We start from the raw sequence: 17926 nt of genomic DNA, 5'->3' as shown, positions 1-17926 counted from the left end.
GGTCACTCCAGCTTCGGCAGCCCGCCGCCGAACCGGTTGAAGAGATCGAAATCGTCCACGGTGATCCAGCCCGACAGGATCAGCGCGCAGAGCGGCACCCAGAGCACGAAAGCCACGATCGAGGTGATCTTCACCTTGCGGCGCATGTCGATGCGGGCGGGCGCGCCGGCGGGGGTGCCCATGGTCACCCGGCCCTCGTCGCCCTGGGTCCGCATCCGGATCGGCAGGACGATGAACAGGGTCATGAACCACAAGACCGCGAGCAGCACGAGGGCGGAGGTAATCTGCATGGCTCAGACCTGCTCCAGCTCGACGAGGGTGCCGTTGAAATCCTTGGGATGCAGGAACAGAACCGGCTTGCCATGGGCGCCGATCTTGGGCTCGCCCGTGCCCAGCACCCGCGCGCCCGCGGCGCTCAGCTTGTCGCGCGCCGCCAGGATATCCTCCACCTCATAGCAGATATGGTGAATGCCGCCCGAGGGGTTCTTTTCCAGAAACCCTGCGATGGGGGAGTTTTCCCCGAGGGGATAGAGCAGCTCGATCTTGGTGTTGGGCAGCTCGATGAACACGACCGTCACGCCGTGATCGGGTTCGTCCTGGGGCGCGCCCACATTGGCCCCGAGCGTGTTGGCGTATTGCGCCGACGCGGCCTCCAGATCGGGAACGGCGATGGCGACGTGGTTCAGGCGACCGATCATGGCGGACTCCGTACATGGCTAGAGTTGGGCAGGTTATGACCCGCCAGACCCAGCCCGACAAGGGTTCTCGCGCCCGTTTACCGATCATTAGGGATGCTTGCGGCACTCTTAGGGAAGATTCGGAGGACGTTATGGACGACACTGCTGCCCTTGTCTCGACCGCCCCGCGACCGACATCCGCGCGCCCTCTGCTGGGCGTGACGGTCCTGTTGGTCGAAGACAGCCGGTTTGCATCGGAATCGATGCGGCTCTTGTGCCTGCGGTCCGGTGCCCGATTGCGGCGCGCCGACTGCATCGCCGCGGCGCACCGACACTTGCGCATGTATTGCCCCACGGTGGCGATCATCGACCTGGGCCTACCCGATGGCGCGGGCGAAGATCTGATCGCGGAACTGGCCGCGGCGCAACCGCGCCTCCCGGTCATCCTCGGCTTCAGCGGCGATCTGAGCGGGGAGCCTTGCGCCATCGCAGCGGGCGCGGACGGGTTCCTGGCCAAGCCGCTGACCCGGCTGGCCGAGTTCCAGGCGGCCGTTCTGGCGCACCTGCCGCCCGAATCGCATCCCGCCGGTCCCCGCATCGTCCCGGATACGGAGGTCAGCCCGGACCTGATCGCCTTGCAGGATGACTTCGCCCATGTGAATGACCTGCTGTCGGATCCCGACGACCCGATCCAGCGGGCCTATTCGGCGCAGTTCCTGCACGGTCTGGCCATTGCATCACAGGATGTGCCCCTGGCCGAGGCAGCCCGGAGCCTTGCGGATCGCGGCGACCGGTCCAGCCTGTCGCTGGTGCGCGCGCTGCTGGCGGATCGGCTGGCCAATCGTGTTGCAATCTAGCCGCGCAGGGGCCTGATCGGCAGCCTGCCGCCTTTTTGCCACAGTTCTGACACAGCTCTGTCATCGCTGTGGCGAAAACAGGGCTTTATCAGCAAAGTCACCTCTCGGACGGGAGCTTGCCCAGCAAGAGGCATGACCTGACCGAGAGCAGTCCAGGGACGGAAACATGGCTAATCGCTTCACCCCTTCACGCCTCCTGCCCCGGCGGACCCCGGGGGCGTCGTCTCTGGCGGCCAACGCGATCCTCGCGCTGGCCATGGTGGCGGCCATCGTGATCGGGATCAGCGATTTCGACGCAGGTTCGATCGCCTCGGGCCTGATCGAGGCCGAAAACGTCCAAGGCGACTTGCCGCAAGACTGAATGGCGCGCGACAGCCTGCGATGCCGAAGGCCCCCGACCCGGGCCGCCCCTTATTCCTGCGGGATCACGCGGAGGGACAGGTCGCGCAACTGCTCCCCCGTCGGCTCGGAGGGCGCGTTCATCATCAGGTCCTCGGCGCGCTGGTTCATCGGGAACATGATGACCTCGCGGATATTCGCCGTGTCCGCCAGCAGCATCACGATCCGGTCGATGCCCGCAGCGCAGCCGCCATGGGGCGGCGGGCCGTATTTGAACGCATTGACCATGCCGCCGAAGCGTTTCTCGACCTCGTCGGCGCCGTAGCCCGCGATCTCGAACGCCTTGTACATGATGTCGAGCTTGTGGTTCCGGATGGCACCCGAGACCAGCTCGTAGCCGTTGCACGCCAGGTCGTACTGGTAGCCCAGCACCTCCAGCGGGTCGCCCTCCAGCGCCGCCATCCCGCCCTGGGGCATGGAGAACGGATTGTGGGAGAAGTCGATCCGCCCCTCGTCATCCTTCTCGTACATCGGGAAATCGACGATCCAGGCGAAGGCGAAGCGGTCTTCGTCGATCAGCTTGAGCTCCTCGCCGATCACCGTGCGGGCGCGACCTGCGACACCTTCGAAGCTGGCCGGTTTGCCGCCGAGGAAGAAGGCGGCGTCGCCGACCTCGAGCCCCAGTTGCTGCCGAATGGCCTCGGTGCGCTCGGGGCCGATGTTCTTGGCCAGCGGGCCTGCAGCTTCCATGAATTGATCGGAGTTAGCGTCGTACTGGACGCCCAGCTTCGCCAACTCAGCTAATTCTTTAGGGTCGGACTTGGCAGCTTCGCCAAACCCCCAGCCACTGCCTTCGTCGTTGCCCTTTCCAGATGGATCGACCTTACGCCAGAAGATGTAGCCCATGCCGGGCAGGCCCTGTTCCTGCGCGAACTTGTTCATCCGATCGCAGAACTTGCGCGACCCGCCCCCGGGGGCCGGGATGGCGCGGATCTCGGTGCCCTCCTGTTCGAGCAGCTTGGCGAAGATGGCAAAGCCGGAGCCTGCGAAATGCTCCGACACGATCTGCATCTTGATCGGGTTGCGCAGGTCGGGCTTGTCGGTGCCGTACCACAGCGCGCTGTCGCGATAGGAAATCAGCGGCCAGTCGGTGTCGACCCGCCGGCCGCCGCCGAATTCCTCGAAGATGCCGGCGATCACCGGCTGGATCGTGTCGAACACGTCCTGCTGGCTGACGAAGCTCATCTCCATATCGAGCTGGTAGAAATCCGTGGGCGAGCGGTCGGCGCGCGGGTCCTCGTCGCGGAAGCACGGCGCGATCTGGAAGTACTTGTCGAAGCCGCCGACCATGATCAGCTGCTTGAATTGCTGCGGGGCCTGGGGCAGCGCATAGAACTTGCCCGGATGCAGGCGAGACGGCACGAGGAAGTCGCGGGCACCTTCGGGCGAGGAGGCCGTGATGATCGGGGTCTGGAACTCGGTGAAGTCGATGTCCCACATGCGCTTGCGGATGGATTGCACCACCTTGGAGCGCAGCATGATGTTGTCATGCAGGCTCTCGCGGCGCAGGTCGAGGAAGCGGTATTTCAGCCGGGTTTCCTCGGGGTATTCCTGGTCGCCGAAGACCGGCAGGGGCAGTTCCTCGGCGGTGCCCAGCACCTCCATGTCGCGGATGAAGACCTCGATCTCGCCGGTGGGGATCTTGGGGTTGATCAGGCTCTCGTCGCGGGCCTTCACGGTGCCGTCGATGCGGATGCACCATTCGGAGCGGACCTTCTCGACCTGCGAGAAGACCGGGCTGTCGGGATCGCACAGCACCTGGGTCATGCCGTAATGGTCGCGCAGGTCGATGAAGAGCACGCCGCCATGATCCCGCACCCGGTGGACCCAGCCCGACAGCCGGACCGTCTGGCCAACGGCGTCCTTGGTCAGCTCGGCGCAAGTATGGGTGCGAAAGGCGTGCATCTGGGGTCCCCGGAACTCTGGTGTGAAGTCTCGGGCCATACATACGACCGGGCTCTGGCTGTCAAGGTCGCGTCAGAGCCTGCGGGCGGCGGGCTGGACCTATTCGACCACCACGCGCCCGAAAGCCTCGGTCGGGGGCACGGCCTGGTCGCGCACATGGATCGGATAGACGCCCTTGCGCATCGGATGGAAGCTGAACCGCGCGGATCCCGCATCGTCGCATTCGATCGCCCGGAAGGTCAGTCCCTGCATGTAAAACTCGATATCCACCTCGCCCACGGAGAGCACCCGGATATGCGCGTTTTCCAGCAGCTCGGTCGCCTCGAAATGATAGCCGGTCTCGGAGGTCAACGCCTCCGGGCAGACCACGTTGAAGCGGTAGTAGCCGCCATGGGCAAGGGTGAACTCCTCCGGGGCGATGGTCACGGCGCCGTCCTCTGCGCGCGTGATTTCCATGAAGATGTCCTCGGGCGCCCCGGCCCCGACGCGACCGGATTCCTGCGCATCCGCGAAGGCGCCGGAAGCGGTGACGCATGCGAGTGCGAGCACGGCCGCGGCTTGTGTCAAACTGGTCATATGAACCTCCCGGTGGTTTTCGGCTCCAAGGTGCGCGCTGTCGGGTGCATCAGCAACCGATGCCAAAGTCGGATGGCGCCGCACCACGATCGCGCGATGATCGACACAGCGGACAAGATCGGGGGAGACCGAGAGATGAAAGCAACGGCTTTGGGGGTCGCGCTAGCCTGCCTCGCGCTCCCCGCGACGGGGGCGGACCGCGATTCGGTGAACGCCCTTCTTGCGGACAATCAGTGCCGGGACTGCGACCTGGCGGGAGCCGAGCTGGCCGGGGCGGATCTGCGGGACGCGTATCTGACCTATGCGGTGTTCGATGGCGCCAATCTGGAAGGGGCGGATCTGCGCGATGCGTTCATGCCGTTTGCGCAGTTTTCCGGCGCGCGGATGCGCGGGATCCTGTTCGACCGCACGAATGCACGCGACACCGTGTTCGCGGGGGCGGACCTGCGCGCGGCGTCGATGGTGGGGGTGGCCTTGCCGAGGGCAACGCTGACCGAGGCGGATCTCGGCGGAGCGGATTTGAGCGGGGCGTTTCTGGAGGGGGCGAATTTCGGCAATGCCCGGCTGGTGGGCGCCGTACTGCGCGAGGCTGACCTGACCGGTGCGAGGCTGACCGGGGCCGACCTGTCGGAGGCGGACCTGACAGGCGCGGTCACGCAGGCGGCGGGGTTCTCGGGGGCTGTCTTCTGCCGCACGGTGATGCCCGACGGCACGCTGCGCAGCGACGGCTGTCCCTAGGGGCGCCTCGGCGCACAGCGCGCGTGGCGGCGCGCGGGGCGCTCAGCCGATGCGCCGCAGCTCGAAGCGGCAGGCGGGTGCGCCCACCGCGCAACAGGCGGTCTCGCGGGCCCGGAAGTCCGGGGCCACCAGGCGCCGGAACAGGGTCTCGAACACGGCGACATGCCAGAAACAGATCGGGCTTTGCGCCTGTTCGCCACGCACCACCGGGTTGTCGGCGATCTCGAACACCATGGGGCGGGTCGAGACGACCGAGAACCGGCCGGAGCCGGCGAAGGTCCAGGCATGTTTCGCGATCGCCACGCTGAGCAGCTTCGCCGCCGGCCCCACGGGCAGAGCCCGCAAGAGCCATTGCACCGGCCTGGGGATCCGGTTGGCGATGATGTAATTCGCCGTCGCCTCCCCGGCCGCCCAAGCGAGCCGGGGCGCGTCGCCGGGGCGGTCCCGGCGCAGGGCCTGGTGCAGCCGCGCGACCGGACGCTCGTCGATCATGGCATCGTCGGAGGGGATATCGAACAGCCCCGCGAGCGCCATGACATGGGCGACAAGCTCGGGGCCGCCCTCTTCATCCAGCACGGTGATCAGCTGCAGCACCGCATTGGGGCCGATCCGGGCCGTGGTGTCCGGGGCCGCCCAGACGCGGCCCGCGGCGGTATCAAGGGGCATCAGACATCTTCCATCTGCTGCGAGCCCCCGCCACAGGCCTTGATCGGTTCGCGCTTCTCATGGCCCTCGGGCAGCTTGAAAGAGGTGTCGAGCGCCTTGCGCCGGGCCTTGGCCTGGGACGCGCGGTCGGCGGCGGCCTCCCAGTCGTCCATCTGGGCCTTGGCGATCTTCCGGGTCCGGTCGAAGTTGAAATTGACCTTGTCCTTGGATTGCGGGCCCCAGTAATTCGCCTTGCCCAGGTCGTAGAACTTGCGTTCGAACCCGGCCTTGAGGAAGGCCTTGAGACAGCCCAACAGGTATTTTCGCCGGTAGCCCGTGCCGCGCCACGGATAGTGGAACAGCGCCTTGCGGGAATAGAACCGGCGGTAGTTCTTCATCACCCCGTCCAACAGCTCGCCCCGGGTCATGGCATCGGGGGCCATGATCGGCGTGACGAAGTTGTATTTCGAGAAGTCGAAGACCTCGACCTTGTCACCCAGTTCCTGGAAGAGCGGGGTGAAGGGCCAGGGCGTGTACATTGCCCAGTTGGCGAGGTCCGGCTGCCAGTCCCAGGCCATCTGGAAGGTTTCCTCCAGCGTCTCCGCCGTCTCGTTGTCGAGACCCACGATGAACTGCGCCTCGGTGAAGATGTCGGCCTCGCGCAGCAGTCGGATCGCCTCCTTGTTTTCCTCGACCTTGGTTTCCTTGTTGAACTGGTCGAGCTTGAGCTGCGCAGCGGCCTCGGTGCCGAGGCTGACATGGACGAGACCGGCCTTGCGATAGAGCGGCAACAGCTCCTTGTCGCGCATGATGTCGGTCACGCGGGTGTTGATGCCCCACTGGATCTTCTCGGGCAGGCCGCGCGCGATCAGCTCTTCGCAGAACTGGATGAACTTGCGCCGGTTGATGGTGGGTTCCTCGTCCGCGAGGATGAAGAAACCGACGCCGTGATTGTCGACCAGGTTCTCGATCTCGTCCACGACCTTTATCGGGTCCCGGACACGGTAGTCGCGCCAGAATTTCCACTGCGAGCAGAACGAACAGGTGAACGGGCAACCGCGCGCCATGTTCGGGATCGCGACCTTCACGCCCAGGGGGACATAGATGTACTTGTCCCATTCCAGCAGCGACCAGTCCGGGTTGATTCCATCCAGGTCCTTGACCGTGCTTGCGGCCTGGGTCGCGACGATCTGATCGCCCTCGCGGAAGGCCAGCCCCTTGATCTTGCGCTGATCCTCGGGCCAGCGCCCCTCGGCGACACAGCGGGCCAGTTCGACCATGATCTCTTCGCCTTCGCCGCGGATGATCACCTCGACCTCGGGGGCCTCGGCCAGCACCTGCTTGTACATGAAGGTGCCGTGGATCCCACCCAGCAGGCGCACCGCGTCGGGGCAGGCCTCGGACGCGATTTTCAGAACCTTTTCAGCCTCGTAGATCGCGGGGGTGATCGCGGTGGTGCCGACGATATCGGGCTGCAGTTCTGCGAGCTTTGCCCGGAGATCCTCGTCGGGCATGTGGTTGGTCATGGCATCGAGGAAGTGAATGTCGTCGAAACCGGCCGCCTTCAGCGACCCGGCGAGATAGGCCACCCAGGCCGGTGGCCAGTTGCCGGCAATCTCGGCGCCGCCGGAATGATAATTTGGGTGGACGAAAACGATGCGCATTAGAACCCCTCCGCGATTTTAGAGAAGTCTGACAGTTTGTGTGTCAATCAACATTGACACAAGTCAAGTCAGTCCACGGGAACCGGCACGTTGAAATCGGTGTGAATCTGGTGCGTGTTCAGCTGCCGATTCAAGGAGCCGGAATTGGTGGTCATCGAGGGGCCCAGCACGGCGGCGACGGCGATCCCCAGCCCGACGAGCGCCGCGGTCAGAACCACCCAATCGACCGTGACGGCCCCGTCTTCGGACCGGATGAATGGTTCGAGCTGCGCGTACCGCATGATGTCCTGTCCTTCCCGGGCCGAAACCGGCCAGCCGCATGTCCTCCCGGGATGCCAGAGCGATGGGGCGGCGGCGCGACGGAAATTGGGCGAGATCAAGATAGCACCCCGACCCCAGCGGCCTTGCGCCCGCACCGCCCGCATGTATAACGCCGACAATTTGCGCCACTGGAGTCTGCCCGATGCCCAAGAGAACCGATATCAAGTCGATCATGATCATCGGAGCCGGGCCCATCATCATCGGGCAGGCCTGCGAGTTCGACTATTCCGGGGCCCAGGCCTGCAAGGCGCTGCGCGAAGAGGGCTACCGGGTGATCCTGGTCAACTCGAACCCCGCAACCATCATGACCGACCCGGGCCTGGCCGACGCCACTTATATCGAGCCGATCACCCCCGAGATCGTCGCCAAGATCATCGAGAAGGAGCGCCCGGACGCGCTCTTGCCGACCATGGGCGGTCAGACCGGGCTGAACACCTCGCTCGCGCTCGAAGAGATGGGCGTGCTGGCGAAATACGGGGTCGAGATGATCGGCGCCAAGCGCGAAGCCATCGAGATGGCCGAGGACCGCAAGCTTTTCCGCGAGGCGATGGATCGCCTCGGCATCGAGAACCCCCGTGCCACCATCGCCACGACCATGGACGAATGCATGGCTGCGCTGGACGATATTGGCCTGCCGGCGATCATCCGGCCCGCCTTCACCCTCGGCGGGACCGGGGGCGGCGTGGCCTACAACCGGGACGATTACGAGCATTTCTGCAAATCCGGGCTCGATGCCTCGCCAGTCAACCAGATCCTGATCGACGAGAGCCTGCTGGGCTGGAAAGAGTTCGAGATGGAGGTGGTCCGCGACAAGGCGGACAATGCGATCATCGTCTGCGCCATCGAGAACGTCGATCCGATGGGCGTGCATACGGGCGATTCGATCACCGTGGCCCCGGCGCTGACGCTCACGGACAAGGAATACCAGATCATGCGCAACGGCTCGATTGCCGTGCTGCGCGAGATCGGGGTGGAAACCGGCGGCTCCAACGTGCAGTGGGCGGTCAACCCCGCCGACGGGCGCATGGTGGTCATCGAGATGAACCCGCGGGTGTCGCGGTCCTCGGCGCTGGCCTCCAAGGCCACGGGCTTTCCCATCGCCAAGATCGCCGCGAAACTGGCGGTGGGCTACACCCTCGACGAGCTCGACAACGACATCACCAAGGTCACGCCCGCCAGCTTCGAGCCGACCATCGACTATGTCGTGACCAAGATCCCGCGCTTCGCGTTCGAGAAATTCCCCGGCGCCGAGCCGAACCTGACCACGGCGATGAAATCCGTGGGCGAGGCCATGTCCATCGGCCGCACCTTCCACGAAAGCGTGCAAAAGGCGCTCGCCTCGATGGAGACCGGGCTGACCGGCTTCGACGAGATCGCCATCCCCGGGATTTCTGCCGACCACAGGTCGGACGCCCCCGACACCGCCGCAGTGGTCAAGGCGCTGGCCAGGCAGACGCCCGACCGGCTGCGCGTGATCGCCCAGGCCATGCGCCACGGGCTGAGCGATGACGAGATCCAGGCCGCGACCTCATACGATCCGTGGTTCCTCGCGCGCATCCGCGAGATCGTCGAGACCGAGGCACAAGTGCGCCGCGACGGCCTGCCGCTGGAGGCCGAGGGCCTGCGCAAGCTCAAGATGATGGGCTTCACCGATGCGCGTCTGGCCAAGCTGACGGGCCGGGACGAGGGCCAGGTCCGCCGCGCCCGAACCCGGCTCGGTGTGACCGCGCAGTTCAAGCGGATCGACACCTGCGCGGCCGAGTTCGAGGCCCAGACGCCCTACATGTACTCGACCTACGAAACCCCGGTGATGGGCGAGGCCGAATGCGAATCGCGGCCCACGGACGCCACCAAGGTGGTCATCCTCGGCGGCGGGCCGAACCGGATCGGCCAGGGGATCGAGTTCGACTATTGCTGCTGCCATGCGTGTTTCGCGCTGACCGAGGCGGGCTACGAGACCATCATGGTCAACTGCAACCCCGAGACCGTTTCGACCGATTACGACACCTCGGACCGGCTCTATTTCGAGCCGCTGACCTTCGAGCATGTGATGGAGATCCTGCGCGCCGAACAGGAGAACGGCACGCTGCACGGGGTGATCGTCCAGTTCGGCGGCCAGACCCCCCTGAAGCTCGCCAATGCGCTGGAGGCCGAAGGCATCCCGATCCTCGGGACCACGCCCGATGCCATCGATCTGGCCGAGGATCGCGAGCGGTTCCAGGCGCTGGTCAACGACCTGGGCCTCAAACAGCCTCACAACGCCATCGCCAGCACCGATGCCGAGGCCTTCGCCGCCGCGGGCGACATCGGCTTCCCGCTGGTCATCCGGCCGTCCTATGTTCTGGGCGGGCGCGCGATGGAGATCGTGCGCGACATGGGTCAGTTGGAGCGGTATATCGCCGAGGCGGTGGTGGTCTCGGGCGACAGCCCGGTACTGCTCGACAGCTATCTCGCCGGCGCGGTGGAGTTGGACGTGGACGCGCTCTGCGATGGGGAGAACGTTCATGTGGCGGGCATCATGCAGCATATCGAAGAGGCGGGCGTCCATTCCGGCGACAGCGCCTGTTCCCTGCCGCCCTATTCGCTCTCCGACGACGTGCTGGCGCGCATTCGCGTGCAGACCGAGGCACTGGCGCGCGCCCTGCGGGTCAAGGGCCTGATGAACGTGCAATTCGCGATCAAGGATGACGAGATCTACCTGATCGAGGTGAACCCGCGCGCCTCGCGCACCGTGCCTTTCGTGGCCAAGGCCACCGACAGCGCGATCGCGTCCATCGCAGCCCGGCTGATGGCGGGCGAGCCGCTGTCGAATTTCCCGCTGCGCGACCCCCTGCCCCATGACGCACCCGAGGACCAGCACCTGCCGATCGGCGACCCGATGACACTGGCGCACCCGGATACGCCCTGGTTCTCGGTCAAGGAGGCGGTTCTGCCCTTCGCGCGCTTCCCCGGCGTCGACACGATCCTCGGCCCGGAAATGCGCTCCACCGGGGAGGTGATGGGCTGGGACCGGTCCTTCCCCCGCGCCTTCCTGAAGGCACAGATGGGCGCGGGCACCGTACTGCCGACGGAAGGCACGGTGTTCCTGTCGATCAAGGAAGCCGACAAGACCGAGATGCTGGTTGAAACGGCGGCGATGCTGACCGAACTGGGCCTCGACATCGTCGCGACCAGAGGGACCGCGGCCTTCCTGAAGGATCACGGCATCGCCTCCAAGGTCGTCAACAAGGTCTACGAGGGCCGCCCGGACGTGGTCGACATGCTCAAGGACGGGCGCATCGCGCTGGTGATGAACACCACCGAGGGCGCGCAGGCGGTCAATGACAGCCGCGAAATCCGGTCCGTCGCGCTCTATGACCGCATCCCCTACTTCACCACGCTGGCGGCCAGCCATGCCGCGGCCCAGGCCATGATCGCCCGCCGCGAGGGCGAGATCGGCGTCCGCGCGTTGCAGGGATGACCGGGCGCGCGCGATCGGCCACGGCCAGGGCGGGACTTGCCCTGCTGACACTCGCTGCACTGGCGGGATGCGGGGGTGTGCCCCTCATCCCGATCATCTGACCCCGCGCCGCGCTCAGCGCAGCTCGGCCCATTTCGACACCCGGGGCCGCCCGCCGCCATGGGGCGCGGATTCCAGCACGTAAGACGCGCCGGGCGGCACCGTGGTGGTCACGAAACAGGCCTTGTCCCAGCTGTCGTTGTTGTTCCTGGTCTCGGCCACGGTCACGCCGTTCACCTTGAGCCGGGCATGACAGCGGTTCGAGTCCCCCACATTGATCGTGGCGGCGACCACGATGGGATACTCCCGGCTGTTGGTCTGGCTGCGCCCGACGGGCCGTTGCGCGGCGCCGAACTCTTCCCATTTCCGTCCGGCGAGCTGATCGATCCGCCGCGTCAGGCGCGTGACATCCCCGTCCCCTGCCGCGGCCCCGCGGATCTCGGTACGCAGGGCGCGGATATCCGCGTTGACCGACGCCTGCAGGTCGCGTGTCGCGGCCGTGACCGCCCGCGAAATCCGGTCGTCCAACCCGTCGAGGCTGCGGCCCTGCTGGGTCACGCTGCGCTCCAGACCCGAGACGCGCATGCCCAGGTCCGCGAGGCCCTCCACTTGCCGCTCGGTGCGGCCCAGCTTGCGCTCCAATTCCGCCACCCGGGTCTCCAGCGCCGCAAGATCACTCCGCGTCTCCTCGGCGCAGGTCAGCAGCGCGTTGATCTTGCGCGTGTCCGAAGCATTGCTGCCGAGAAAATTGAGCTGGCGCGCGCATTCATTGGCAGAGGCCGCGTCGGGCAGGGCGACAGCCGCGGTCAGGGCCAGGGCAAGGGCCGGGCCACAAACGGGCAAAAGGCGAAGGGAAAACGAAGGCATGAAAAACTTCTTTGACAAGATATCCGGCATGGATTCAGCATCTTGCGTTAGATCTCCGTCATTCCGCCGCGACCCCGGCCCCGGACGCTTGCCGCAAGGTGCGGACCGGGCTATTGCGCGCCATGGCCAAGCTTTACTTCCACTACTCCACTATGAACGCGGGCAAATCGACCGCGCTGCTGCAAGCCTCGCATAATTATATCGAGCGGGGGATGCAGACCCACCTGATGACCGCGCGGCTCGACCACCGGGCGGGCGAGGGCCGGATCGGCAGCCGGATCGGGCTGAGCGCGCCTGCCGCCACCTTCGGGCCCGAGACTGACCTCTTCGACGCGCTGGCCCTGCGGCTCAAGGGCGGGCCCTGCGCCTGCGTCTTCGTGGACGAGGCGCAATTCCTGACAGAGGACCAAGTCTGGCAACTCGCCCGAGCGGTGGACGACCTGAACCTGCCGGTGATGTGCTACGGGCTGCGGGTCGATTTTCGCGGCAAGCTGTTTCCGGGCTCGGCGGCGCTGCTGGCGCTGGCGGACGAGATGCGCGAGGTGCGCACGATCTGCCATTGCGGGCGCAAGGCCACGATGGTGGTGCGCCGCGACGCCGAGGGGCGCACGGTGACCGACGGTGCCCAGGTGCAGGTGGGCGGCAACGAGACCTACCTGTCGCTCTGCCGCCGCCACTGGCGGGAAGCCACGGGCGACCGCCCGAGGGGTTAGAGGCCCAGCGCCTGCTCCATATCGAAGATCGTCACCAACAGGGGCGACTGGTCGGTCTGGACGAACCCGGCCGAGCTGCGCTGCACATCCACGATTGTGACCATCACCACGAACAGGAAGCCCGAGAACATGAAGGTGCGCCAGGACAGCACACGTCCTTGCATGCCCGCCCGGTTGCCCAGCAGGAACAGCGATGCCAAGGCCGTTGCCAGCAGCATCAGCTGCGTCACGTCCGAGACCGGCACCGCGAAGGTCTGCATCCGGTAGAGATGGGCATCGATCGCGTCGTTCATGGCCGAGGCGATGAAGGTCGCGACCGGCGGCTCCACACCGTCGGTTGCCGCCAAGGTCGCGGGCCAGAGTTTGGCCTGAGCCGCGAGACTCGTTTCCAGGAACGCCCGGACATCCGCCTCGCTTTCGACCCGGGCCACATCGGGCACGACCCGCGTCAGGGTATAGTCGTAAATCGCGGTCTTGAGGTCGGTGCGCGCGCCCTCGCCCGCGTAATCGGCGCGCAGAAAGACCGTGCCGAGCGCCGCCGCCTCGTCGATCACCGCGACCTTGCGGGTCTGGGCGAGCGACAGGGCATGGCCGAAGCTGAACGCCAGCAGCAGCCCGAGCAGGCCCAGGATCGCGCCCAGCGTGGTCTCGCCCAGAACCTTGTCGATGATCTTGCCCTTGGCGAGGGTCCGGGCACGCTGCCGTTGGCCGAAGAGAAACCCGGTGACCGCCGCTGCCGGCAAGGTCAGGGCCAGCAAAAGAACCGTCGTGCCCAGCGAGAATACCGGCAACCGCATCTCGCCGTAAATTGCGACCGCTGTCGTCCCGTCCATGCCTTCTGCTTTCCCACGGTTCTCTTGCCGCCACTCTACGCACCGCGCTTCGGCAAAAGAAAGAGGTTTCAGCAGCCTGGCATCACACCGGATTGGGCAGCGGCGCGCCCTCGGCACAAGCGATGAGATTGTCGAGCGCCATGTGCCCCATCGCCTCGCGCACCTCCAGCGCGGCGGTGCCGAGATGGGGCAGCAGCACGACATTCTCCATCCCGATCAGGGCCTCGGGCACCGCAGGCTCGAACTCGTAGACATCGAGCCCCGCCGCGCCGAGCTGCCCCGCCTGCAGCGCCGCGATCAACGCGGCCTCGTCCACCACGTCGCCCCGGGCGATGTTGACGAAAACCGCATGGGGCTGCATCGCGGCGAACGCCTCGGCCCCGATCAGGTGATGGGTCGCGGCCCCGCCGGGCACGGCGACCACCACGATATCCGCCGCTGCCATGACCTCGGCCACGCTGGCCAATTGCCGCGCGGGCAGATCGGGCGTCTTGGGCGAGCGGTTGTAGAACACCACCTCCATCCCGAACCCGTGGTGGCAGCGCGCGGCGATCGCCTGGCCGATCCGGCCCATGCCGATCACGCCCAGGGTCTTGCCGGTCACGTGCAGGCCCAGCATCTGCGTCGGGTGCCAGCCCGTCCATTTGCCCGCACGGACCAGCCGCTCCCCCTCGCCCGCGCGGCGCGCCGCCATCAGGATCAGGGTCAGCGCCGTGTCCGCCGTGGCATCGGTCACGGCACCCGGGGTGTTCGTCACCTCGATCCCCGCAGCGCGCGCCGCGGCGGCATCAATATGATTGTACCCCACCCCGAAATTCGCCAGCAGCCGCGCGCGGGGCTCCGACACATCGGCGAACACCTCCGCCGAGAACGCGTCGCCAAGCGTGGGCAGCACGAGGTCATAATCCCGCAGGGCCCCGCGCAGCTCCTCTGCGCGCATGGGCTGGGTCGTCTCGCGCAGCGTGCAGTCGAACCGCGCCCGGGCGCGCGCCAGAACCGCCTCCGGCAAGGGCCGGGAAATCAGAAGTTTCATCAGTAAAGCCGCCCTCCCAGCGGAACGTCGAGATCCGGGCGCAGCAGCACCACCTCCCCGTCTGCATCCGGCACCCCGAGCACGAGGATCTCGGACATGAACTTGCCGATCTGGCGCGGCGGGAAATTCACCACCGCCATCACCTGCGTGCCGATCAGCGCCTCTGGGGCGTAATGCCGGGTGATCTGGGCCGAGCTTTTCCTGACGCCCAGCGCATCTCCGAAATCCACCCAGAGCTTGATCGCGGGCTTGCGCGCCTCCGGGAACGGCTCCGCCTGCACCACGCGGCCCACGCGGATGTCCACCTTGAGGAAATCGTCGAACGTGATCTCGGCCATGGGTTAGTCCGCCAACTCCCGCCCGCGCTGCGCCGCCGCCGCCACCGCCCGGCGCAAAAGCGGAGGAAACCCGGTCTCGGCATCCATCAGCACCTCCAGCGCCGCCGCCGTGGTCCCGCCCGGGCTGGTGACATTGACCCGCAACTGCGCAGGTCCCTCGTCGGCGGCCTCGGCCAGCGCGCCCGCGCCCGCCACGGTCGCCCGCGCCAGTTGCAGGGCAAGCGCGGGGGGCAGCCCCTCCGCCTCCCCGGCGGCGGCAAGCGTCTCGATCAGGTGAAAGACATAAGCCGGCCCGGACCCGGACACCGCCGTGACCGCGTCCATCTGGTGCTCGCCCTCCAGCCGCACGGTCTGCCCGATGGCCGAGAGCAGCGCCTCGGCCAGGGCCATATGCGCCTCGGTGGCCGCCCCGTTGCCGACCAGCGCCGTGATCCCCTTGCCGATGGCCGCGGGGGTGTTGGGCATGGCACGGATGATCGGGGTCGCGGGTCCGAAAGCCGCCTCGAAAAATCGGATCGGGGTGCCCGCCGCGATGGACAGGACCAGCGTCGCGCCCCCGCCCAGCGCGGTCACCGGGCCCAGCGCGTCGCCCATCATCTGCGGCTTGACCGCCAGCAGCGCGATCGCGGGGGCCTCGGGCACGCCCGCGTTCAGGTGCAACCCCTGGGCGGCCAGCCCTGTCAGCCATTCGGATGGTTTGGGGTCCAGAACCCAGACCGACCCGGGCGCGATCCCCTGTGCCAGCCAGCCCTGCAGCATGGCCGACCCCATCTTTCCGCAGCCAAGCAGGAACAAGCCCCGGCGGCGCACATCTTCGAGACCCATATCCCCTCCCGCGTCGTCCTTGCGCGGCAGGTTAGGCGCGCCCGTAAGCCTCCGCAATGGCAACCTGAATGGCCGCCTCGGGGGCTTCCTCGCCCCATGTGGCCAGTTGGAAGGCCGGGTAGAACCGCTCGCAGTTCAGGAACGCCGTGGTCAGCATCCGGTCGATCTGCTCCGGCCCGGCCAGCGCGCCGCCGCTGAGCACCAGCGCGTAGCGGTACACCAGCAGGTTCTGTTGCGCCCAATGGGTGAAGGCCCCGGTCCAGCACTTGTCGTTGGCCGCGTTCAGCACCGCGTGCAGCGCCGGAACCCGGTGCGCCGGCGGCTCCATGTCGAAGGTCATCACCAGCCGCAGGGTTTCGTCGTAATGGGACCAGGCGAGCGTGACCGAATAGGTCCGCCACTGGCCTTCCACCGCCATGGCGATCTGGTCATCCGCGATACGGTCGAAATCCCAGTCATGATGCTCCGCCAGCGATTCGACGATGTCGATCGGGTGAAGGTCTTCGGTCTCATAATGCTGCTCGACAAGTGACATGCCCGGCCCCGTTTTTCTGCCTGCCATGGGGTGTCCCACAATAGGCTGGGTGTCGTTACAAGACCCGCGCCGCGGCGGCCCGCGTCTTACTAGATATGGTGTAAGCGATGGCTTCACCTGTAAAGAAGAATTTTTGTGACAAACAGCGTGAAACCGTCGAGAGCTGGGGTTATCCACAATAATTTGTGTTAACAGCTGCTTAACCCCATAGGCCGCGCCCCGGCGTGGAATCGACCCGTTTGCGTCAAGATCGGGTCTCAATTGTCTGAGAACAATTCCTGAATCCATTCCCCACGACCGGAGGCCCGCCATGGCACTGCGCTACGATTTCGACATCCTGCCTGTCTGCGACGACGCTCCCGCCGCGTCAGAGGATATGGCCCCTGCCCGGGAATTGGGCGTCTCCTGCATGGCGCTGTTCCGCGATCCCGCCACGGTGGACGCCCTGAAGGCCGCGCCCGACGGCCTGCGCGTCTACCTGGAGGCGTCGGGATTCGGCCTGACCGCCCATGACAGCGGCGCGCCCGAGGGCACCTATCCCGCCGAGGACGAGGAAACCCGCCTCGCGCTGATCGCGCAGCTTGCCGCCCGCCTGCCCCATGCGAACCTGACCGCCGACGACCTGCAACCTGCCACGCCGGAGGACGACAGCGACCGATTCGACCTGCCCGCCTTCCTGCACAGCCTGGAGACGGCCCAGCCCTTGGCGCAGGACCCCCCGGCCCCGCTGCAGCCAACGGAGGCGGACGCCTGGCCTTCGGCCGAACTTGCCGCGGCCGAGACCGCAGAGCCGCTGGACCCGGACACCACCGAACCCGCGCCTCGCACGGACCCGGGGGACGCGGCCGAGAGCCCGGCCGCGCCCCCCGAAGAGGAAAATTGGGTCGACCTGATCGCGAAATTCACGGAAGGCGCGGAGCGCGCGTCTCCCCCGGACAGCGCCGCGGAAGACGATGCGGAATGGCAATCCGCGGATGAAGGGCCGACAGAGGACCGCGAGCCGGACGCGGCTGCGGCCCCGGACGTAGCCGAGGACATCTGGGACGCACCTGGTTACGAGGACGACGTGGACACCGAAGCGGCGCAAGACCCCGCGCCCGACAGAAAGCTGACCCTCGTGCGCCTGGTGGCGGGCATCGCGCTCCTGGCGGGGTTGATCCTCGCCGCGCCGCTCGTGATGGACAAGGTGATGCCCCTGGTCGAGGCCAACGCCACCGCGATCGCGCGCTGAGCCTAGCCCTTCGCCTCCAGCGCTTCGATCCGCGCCTTCAGCGCCTCGTTCTCCTCGCGGGCCTTCTGCGCCATGCCGCGCACGGCGTCGAATTCTTCGCGCGTGACGAAATCCCGGTCCGCCAGCCAGCGGTCCATCATCCCCTTCATCGCGGTTTCGGCTTCGTCCCTGGCCCCTTGCGCCACGCCCATGGCGTTGGTCATCAACTGGCCGATATCGTCGAACAACTTGTTGCGGGTCTGCATGGGGCGCTCCATCTGCTGCGTGACC

At 66.6% G+C, this 17926-nt stretch carries 20 protein-coding genes; 6 read left to right on the top strand and 14 right to left on the bottom strand.

Annotated elements, in window-relative coordinates; translation table 11 throughout:
- Window positions 1-2: 2 nt before the first annotated feature.
- On the bottom strand, window positions 3-290 hold the full coding sequence (locus tag PVW48_RS13020; RefSeq protein WP_012179290.1) for a DUF1467 family protein: 288 nt from the start codon (window positions 288-290) through the stop codon (window positions 3-5).
- A 3-nt stretch (window positions 291-293) separates the two neighbouring features.
- Window positions 294-698: a methylmalonyl-CoA epimerase gene (mce, locus tag PVW48_RS13015; RefSeq protein ID WP_012179291.1), complete on the bottom strand. Its 405-nt coding sequence runs from the start codon at window positions 696-698 to the stop codon at window positions 294-296.
- A gap of 131 nt (window positions 699-829) precedes the next feature.
- Here mce and PVW48_RS13010 point away from each other — a divergent pair, with 131 nt between their 5' ends.
- Together PVW48_RS13010 and PVW48_RS13005 are read left to right on the top strand one after the other, a co-directional pair.
- Window positions 830-1534, top strand: a complete 705-nt coding sequence (locus tag PVW48_RS13010; protein WP_012179292.1) for a response regulator — start codon at window positions 830-832, stop codon at window positions 1532-1534.
- A 166-nt stretch (window positions 1535-1700) separates the two neighbouring features.
- Window positions 1701-1895: a hypothetical protein gene (locus tag PVW48_RS13005; RefSeq protein WP_012179293.1), complete on the top strand. Its 195-nt coding sequence runs from the start codon at window positions 1701-1703 to the stop codon at window positions 1893-1895.
- 50 nt (window positions 1896-1945) lie between these two features.
- Here PVW48_RS13005 and aspS read toward each other — a convergent pair whose 3' ends face one another.
- Complete coding sequence (gene aspS, locus PVW48_RS13000) at window positions 1946-3838, bottom strand: aspartate--tRNA ligase (protein ID WP_274581650.1); 1893 nt, start codon at window positions 3836-3838, stop codon at window positions 1946-1948.
- A gap of 99 nt (window positions 3839-3937) precedes the next feature.
- Window positions 3938-4414 carry a hypothetical protein gene (locus PVW48_RS12995; RefSeq protein WP_044027916.1) on the bottom strand — a complete coding sequence of 159 codons (477 nt, stop codon included), beginning with the start codon at window positions 4412-4414 and terminating at the stop codon, window positions 3938-3940.
- A gap of 96 nt (window positions 4415-4510) precedes the next feature.
- Here PVW48_RS12995 and PVW48_RS12990 point away from each other — a divergent pair, with 96 nt between their 5' ends.
- A complete protein-coding gene (locus PVW48_RS12990) occupies window positions 4511-5152 on the top strand; it encodes a pentapeptide repeat-containing protein (RefSeq protein WP_274581648.1) in 642 nt (213 codons plus the stop codon).
- Between the two features lie 42 nt (window positions 5153-5194).
- Here PVW48_RS12990 and bchJ read toward each other — a convergent pair whose 3' ends face one another.
- From bchJ to PVW48_RS12975, 3 genes are all read right to left on the bottom strand, one after another.
- Window positions 5195-5818: a bacteriochlorophyll 4-vinyl reductase gene (gene bchJ / locus PVW48_RS12985; protein ID WP_012179297.1), complete on the bottom strand. Its 624-nt coding sequence runs from the start codon at window positions 5816-5818 to the stop codon at window positions 5195-5197.
- On the bottom strand, window positions 5818-7461 hold the full coding sequence (gene bchE, locus PVW48_RS12980) for a magnesium-protoporphyrin IX monomethyl ester anaerobic oxidative cyclase (protein WP_012179298.1): 1644 nt from the start codon (window positions 7459-7461) through the stop codon (window positions 5818-5820). The genes bchJ and bchE overlap by 1 nt, the downstream gene beginning before the upstream one ends.
- A 68-nt stretch (window positions 7462-7529) precedes the next feature.
- On the bottom strand, window positions 7530-7742 hold the full coding sequence (locus PVW48_RS12975; RefSeq protein ID WP_274581647.1) for a Flp family type IVb pilin: 213 nt from the start codon (window positions 7740-7742) through the stop codon (window positions 7530-7532).
- A gap of 182 nt (window positions 7743-7924) precedes the next feature.
- On the opposite strand from PVW48_RS12975, the gene carB reads away from it, so the two are divergent.
- Complete coding sequence (gene carB, locus PVW48_RS12970; RefSeq protein ID WP_012179300.1) at window positions 7925-11242, top strand: carbamoyl-phosphate synthase large subunit; 3318 nt, start codon at window positions 7925-7927, stop codon at window positions 11240-11242.
- Between the two features lie 114 nt (window positions 11243-11356).
- On the opposite strand, the gene PVW48_RS12965 is transcribed toward carB, so the two are convergent.
- A complete protein-coding gene (locus tag PVW48_RS12965) occupies window positions 11357-12148 on the bottom strand; it encodes a hypothetical protein (protein ID WP_274581646.1) in 792 nt (263 codons plus the stop codon).
- Between the two features lie 122 nt (window positions 12149-12270).
- Between PVW48_RS12965 and PVW48_RS12960 the strand changes: the two genes are divergently transcribed.
- Window positions 12271-12861 carry a thymidine kinase gene (locus PVW48_RS12960; protein WP_274581645.1) on the top strand — a complete coding sequence of 197 codons (591 nt, stop codon included), beginning with the start codon at window positions 12271-12273 and terminating at the stop codon, window positions 12859-12861.
- Here the strand turns inward: PVW48_RS12960 and PVW48_RS12955 are convergent.
- The 5 genes from PVW48_RS12955 to PVW48_RS12935 all read right to left on the bottom strand — a co-directional run bounded on the left by PVW48_RS12955 (window position 12858) and on the right by PVW48_RS12935 (window position 16452).
- A complete protein-coding gene (locus tag PVW48_RS12955; protein WP_274581644.1) occupies window positions 12858-13694 on the bottom strand; it encodes a hypothetical protein in 837 nt (278 codons plus the stop codon). The genes PVW48_RS12960 and PVW48_RS12955 overlap by 4 nt on opposite strands.
- An 82-nt stretch (window positions 13695-13776) precedes the next feature.
- The gene (locus tag PVW48_RS12950; RefSeq protein WP_274581642.1) at window positions 13777-14727 is read right to left on the bottom strand and encodes a 2-hydroxyacid dehydrogenase; all 951 of its coding nucleotides are present in this window, start codon (window positions 14725-14727) and stop codon (window positions 13777-13779) included.
- On the bottom strand, window positions 14727-15065 hold the full coding sequence (locus PVW48_RS12945) for a tRNA-binding protein (RefSeq protein WP_274581641.1): 339 nt from the start codon (window positions 15063-15065) through the stop codon (window positions 14727-14729). Before PVW48_RS12945 ends, PVW48_RS12950 begins: the two co-directional genes overlap by 1 nt.
- A gap of 3 nt (window positions 15066-15068) precedes the next feature.
- Window positions 15069-15890 carry a pyrroline-5-carboxylate reductase gene (gene proC, locus PVW48_RS12940; RefSeq protein ID WP_274581640.1) on the bottom strand — a complete coding sequence of 274 codons (822 nt, stop codon included), beginning with the start codon at window positions 15888-15890 and terminating at the stop codon, window positions 15069-15071.
- A gap of 31 nt (window positions 15891-15921) precedes the next feature.
- Window positions 15922-16452 carry a YbjN domain-containing protein gene (locus tag PVW48_RS12935; protein WP_012179307.1) on the bottom strand — a complete coding sequence of 177 codons (531 nt, stop codon included), beginning with the start codon at window positions 16450-16452 and terminating at the stop codon, window positions 15922-15924.
- A 283-nt stretch (window positions 16453-16735) separates the two neighbouring features.
- Between PVW48_RS12935 and PVW48_RS12930 the strand changes: the two genes are divergently transcribed.
- On the top strand, window positions 16736-17656 hold the full coding sequence (locus PVW48_RS12930) for a hypothetical protein (RefSeq protein ID WP_274581639.1): 921 nt from the start codon (window positions 16736-16738) through the stop codon (window positions 17654-17656).
- 2 nt (window positions 17657-17658) lie between these two features.
- Here the strand turns inward: PVW48_RS12930 and PVW48_RS12925 are convergent, their stop codons facing one another.
- Entirely contained in the window at window positions 17659-17901 is a 243-nt protein-coding gene (locus PVW48_RS12925) for an accessory factor UbiK family protein (RefSeq protein ID WP_012179309.1), read from the bottom strand.
- Window positions 17902-17926 lie beyond the last annotated feature (25 nt).

The organism is Dinoroseobacter sp. PD6 (assembly GCF_028807315.1).
Classification (GTDB): Bacteria; Pseudomonadota; Alphaproteobacteria; order Rhodobacterales; family Rhodobacteraceae; genus Dinoroseobacter; species Dinoroseobacter shibae.
This window is presented reverse-complemented; position numbering and strand designations above follow the sequence as displayed.

Bases quoted from the DNA above. Each gene is read 5' to 3' on its own strand.
- bchE (WP_012179298.1), bottom strand. From the start codon at position 7,461: ATGCGCATCGTTTTCGTCCACCCAAATTATCATTCCGGCGGCGCCGAG.
- PVW48_RS12950 (WP_274581642.1), bottom strand. From the start codon at position 14,727: ATGAAACTTCTGATTTCCCGGCCCTTGCCGGAGGCGGTTCTGGCGCGC.
- PVW48_RS12995 (WP_044027916.1), bottom strand. From the start codon at position 4,414: ATGACCAGTTTGACACAAGCCGCGGCCGTGCTCGCACTCGCATGCGTC.
- PVW48_RS12935 (WP_012179307.1), bottom strand. From the start codon at position 16,452: ATGGCAGGCAGAAAAACGGGGCCGGGCATGTCACTTGTCGAGCAGCAT.
- PVW48_RS12945 (WP_274581641.1), bottom strand. From the start codon at position 15,065: ATGGCCGAGATCACGTTCGACGATTTCCTCAAGGTGGACATCCGCGTG.
- proC (WP_274581640.1), bottom strand. From the start codon at position 15,890: ATGGGTCTCGAAGATGTGCGCCGCCGGGGCTTGTTCCTGCTTGGCTGC.
- PVW48_RS12990 (WP_274581648.1), top strand. From the start codon at position 4,511: ATGATCGACACAGCGGACAAGATCGGGGGAGACCGAGAGATGAAAGCA.
- PVW48_RS12930 (WP_274581639.1), top strand. From the start codon at position 16,736: ATGGCACTGCGCTACGATTTCGACATCCTGCCTGTCTGCGACGACGCT.
- mce (WP_012179291.1), bottom strand. From the start codon at position 698: ATGATCGGTCGCCTGAACCACGTCGCCATCGCCGTTCCCGATCTGGAG.
- PVW48_RS12965 (WP_274581646.1), bottom strand. From the start codon at position 12,148: ATGCCTTCGTTTTCCCTTCGCCTTTTGCCCGTTTGTGGCCCGGCCCTT.
- aspS (WP_274581650.1), bottom strand. From the start codon at position 3,838: ATGCACGCCTTTCGCACCCATACTTGCGCCGAGCTGACCAAGGACGCC.
- PVW48_RS13010 (WP_012179292.1), top strand. From the start codon at position 830: ATGGACGACACTGCTGCCCTTGTCTCGACCGCCCCGCGACCGACATCC.
- PVW48_RS13005 (WP_012179293.1), top strand. From the start codon at position 1,701: ATGGCTAATCGCTTCACCCCTTCACGCCTCCTGCCCCGGCGGACCCCG.
- PVW48_RS12925 (WP_012179309.1), bottom strand. From the start codon at position 17,901: ATGCAGACCCGCAACAAGTTGTTCGACGATATCGGCCAGTTGATGACC.
- PVW48_RS12960 (WP_274581645.1), top strand. From the start codon at position 12,271: ATGGCCAAGCTTTACTTCCACTACTCCACTATGAACGCGGGCAAATCG.
- PVW48_RS12975 (WP_274581647.1), bottom strand. From the start codon at position 7,742: ATGCGGTACGCGCAGCTCGAACCATTCATCCGGTCCGAAGACGGGGCC.
- PVW48_RS12955 (WP_274581644.1), bottom strand. From the start codon at position 13,694: ATGGACGGGACGACAGCGGTCGCAATTTACGGCGAGATGCGGTTGCCG.
- carB (WP_012179300.1), top strand. From the start codon at position 7,925: ATGCCCAAGAGAACCGATATCAAGTCGATCATGATCATCGGAGCCGGG.
- PVW48_RS13020 (WP_012179290.1), bottom strand. From the start codon at position 290: ATGCAGATTACCTCCGCCCTCGTGCTGCTCGCGGTCTTGTGGTTCATG.
- bchJ (WP_012179297.1), bottom strand. From the start codon at position 5,818: ATGCCCCTTGATACCGCCGCGGGCCGCGTCTGGGCGGCCCCGGACACC.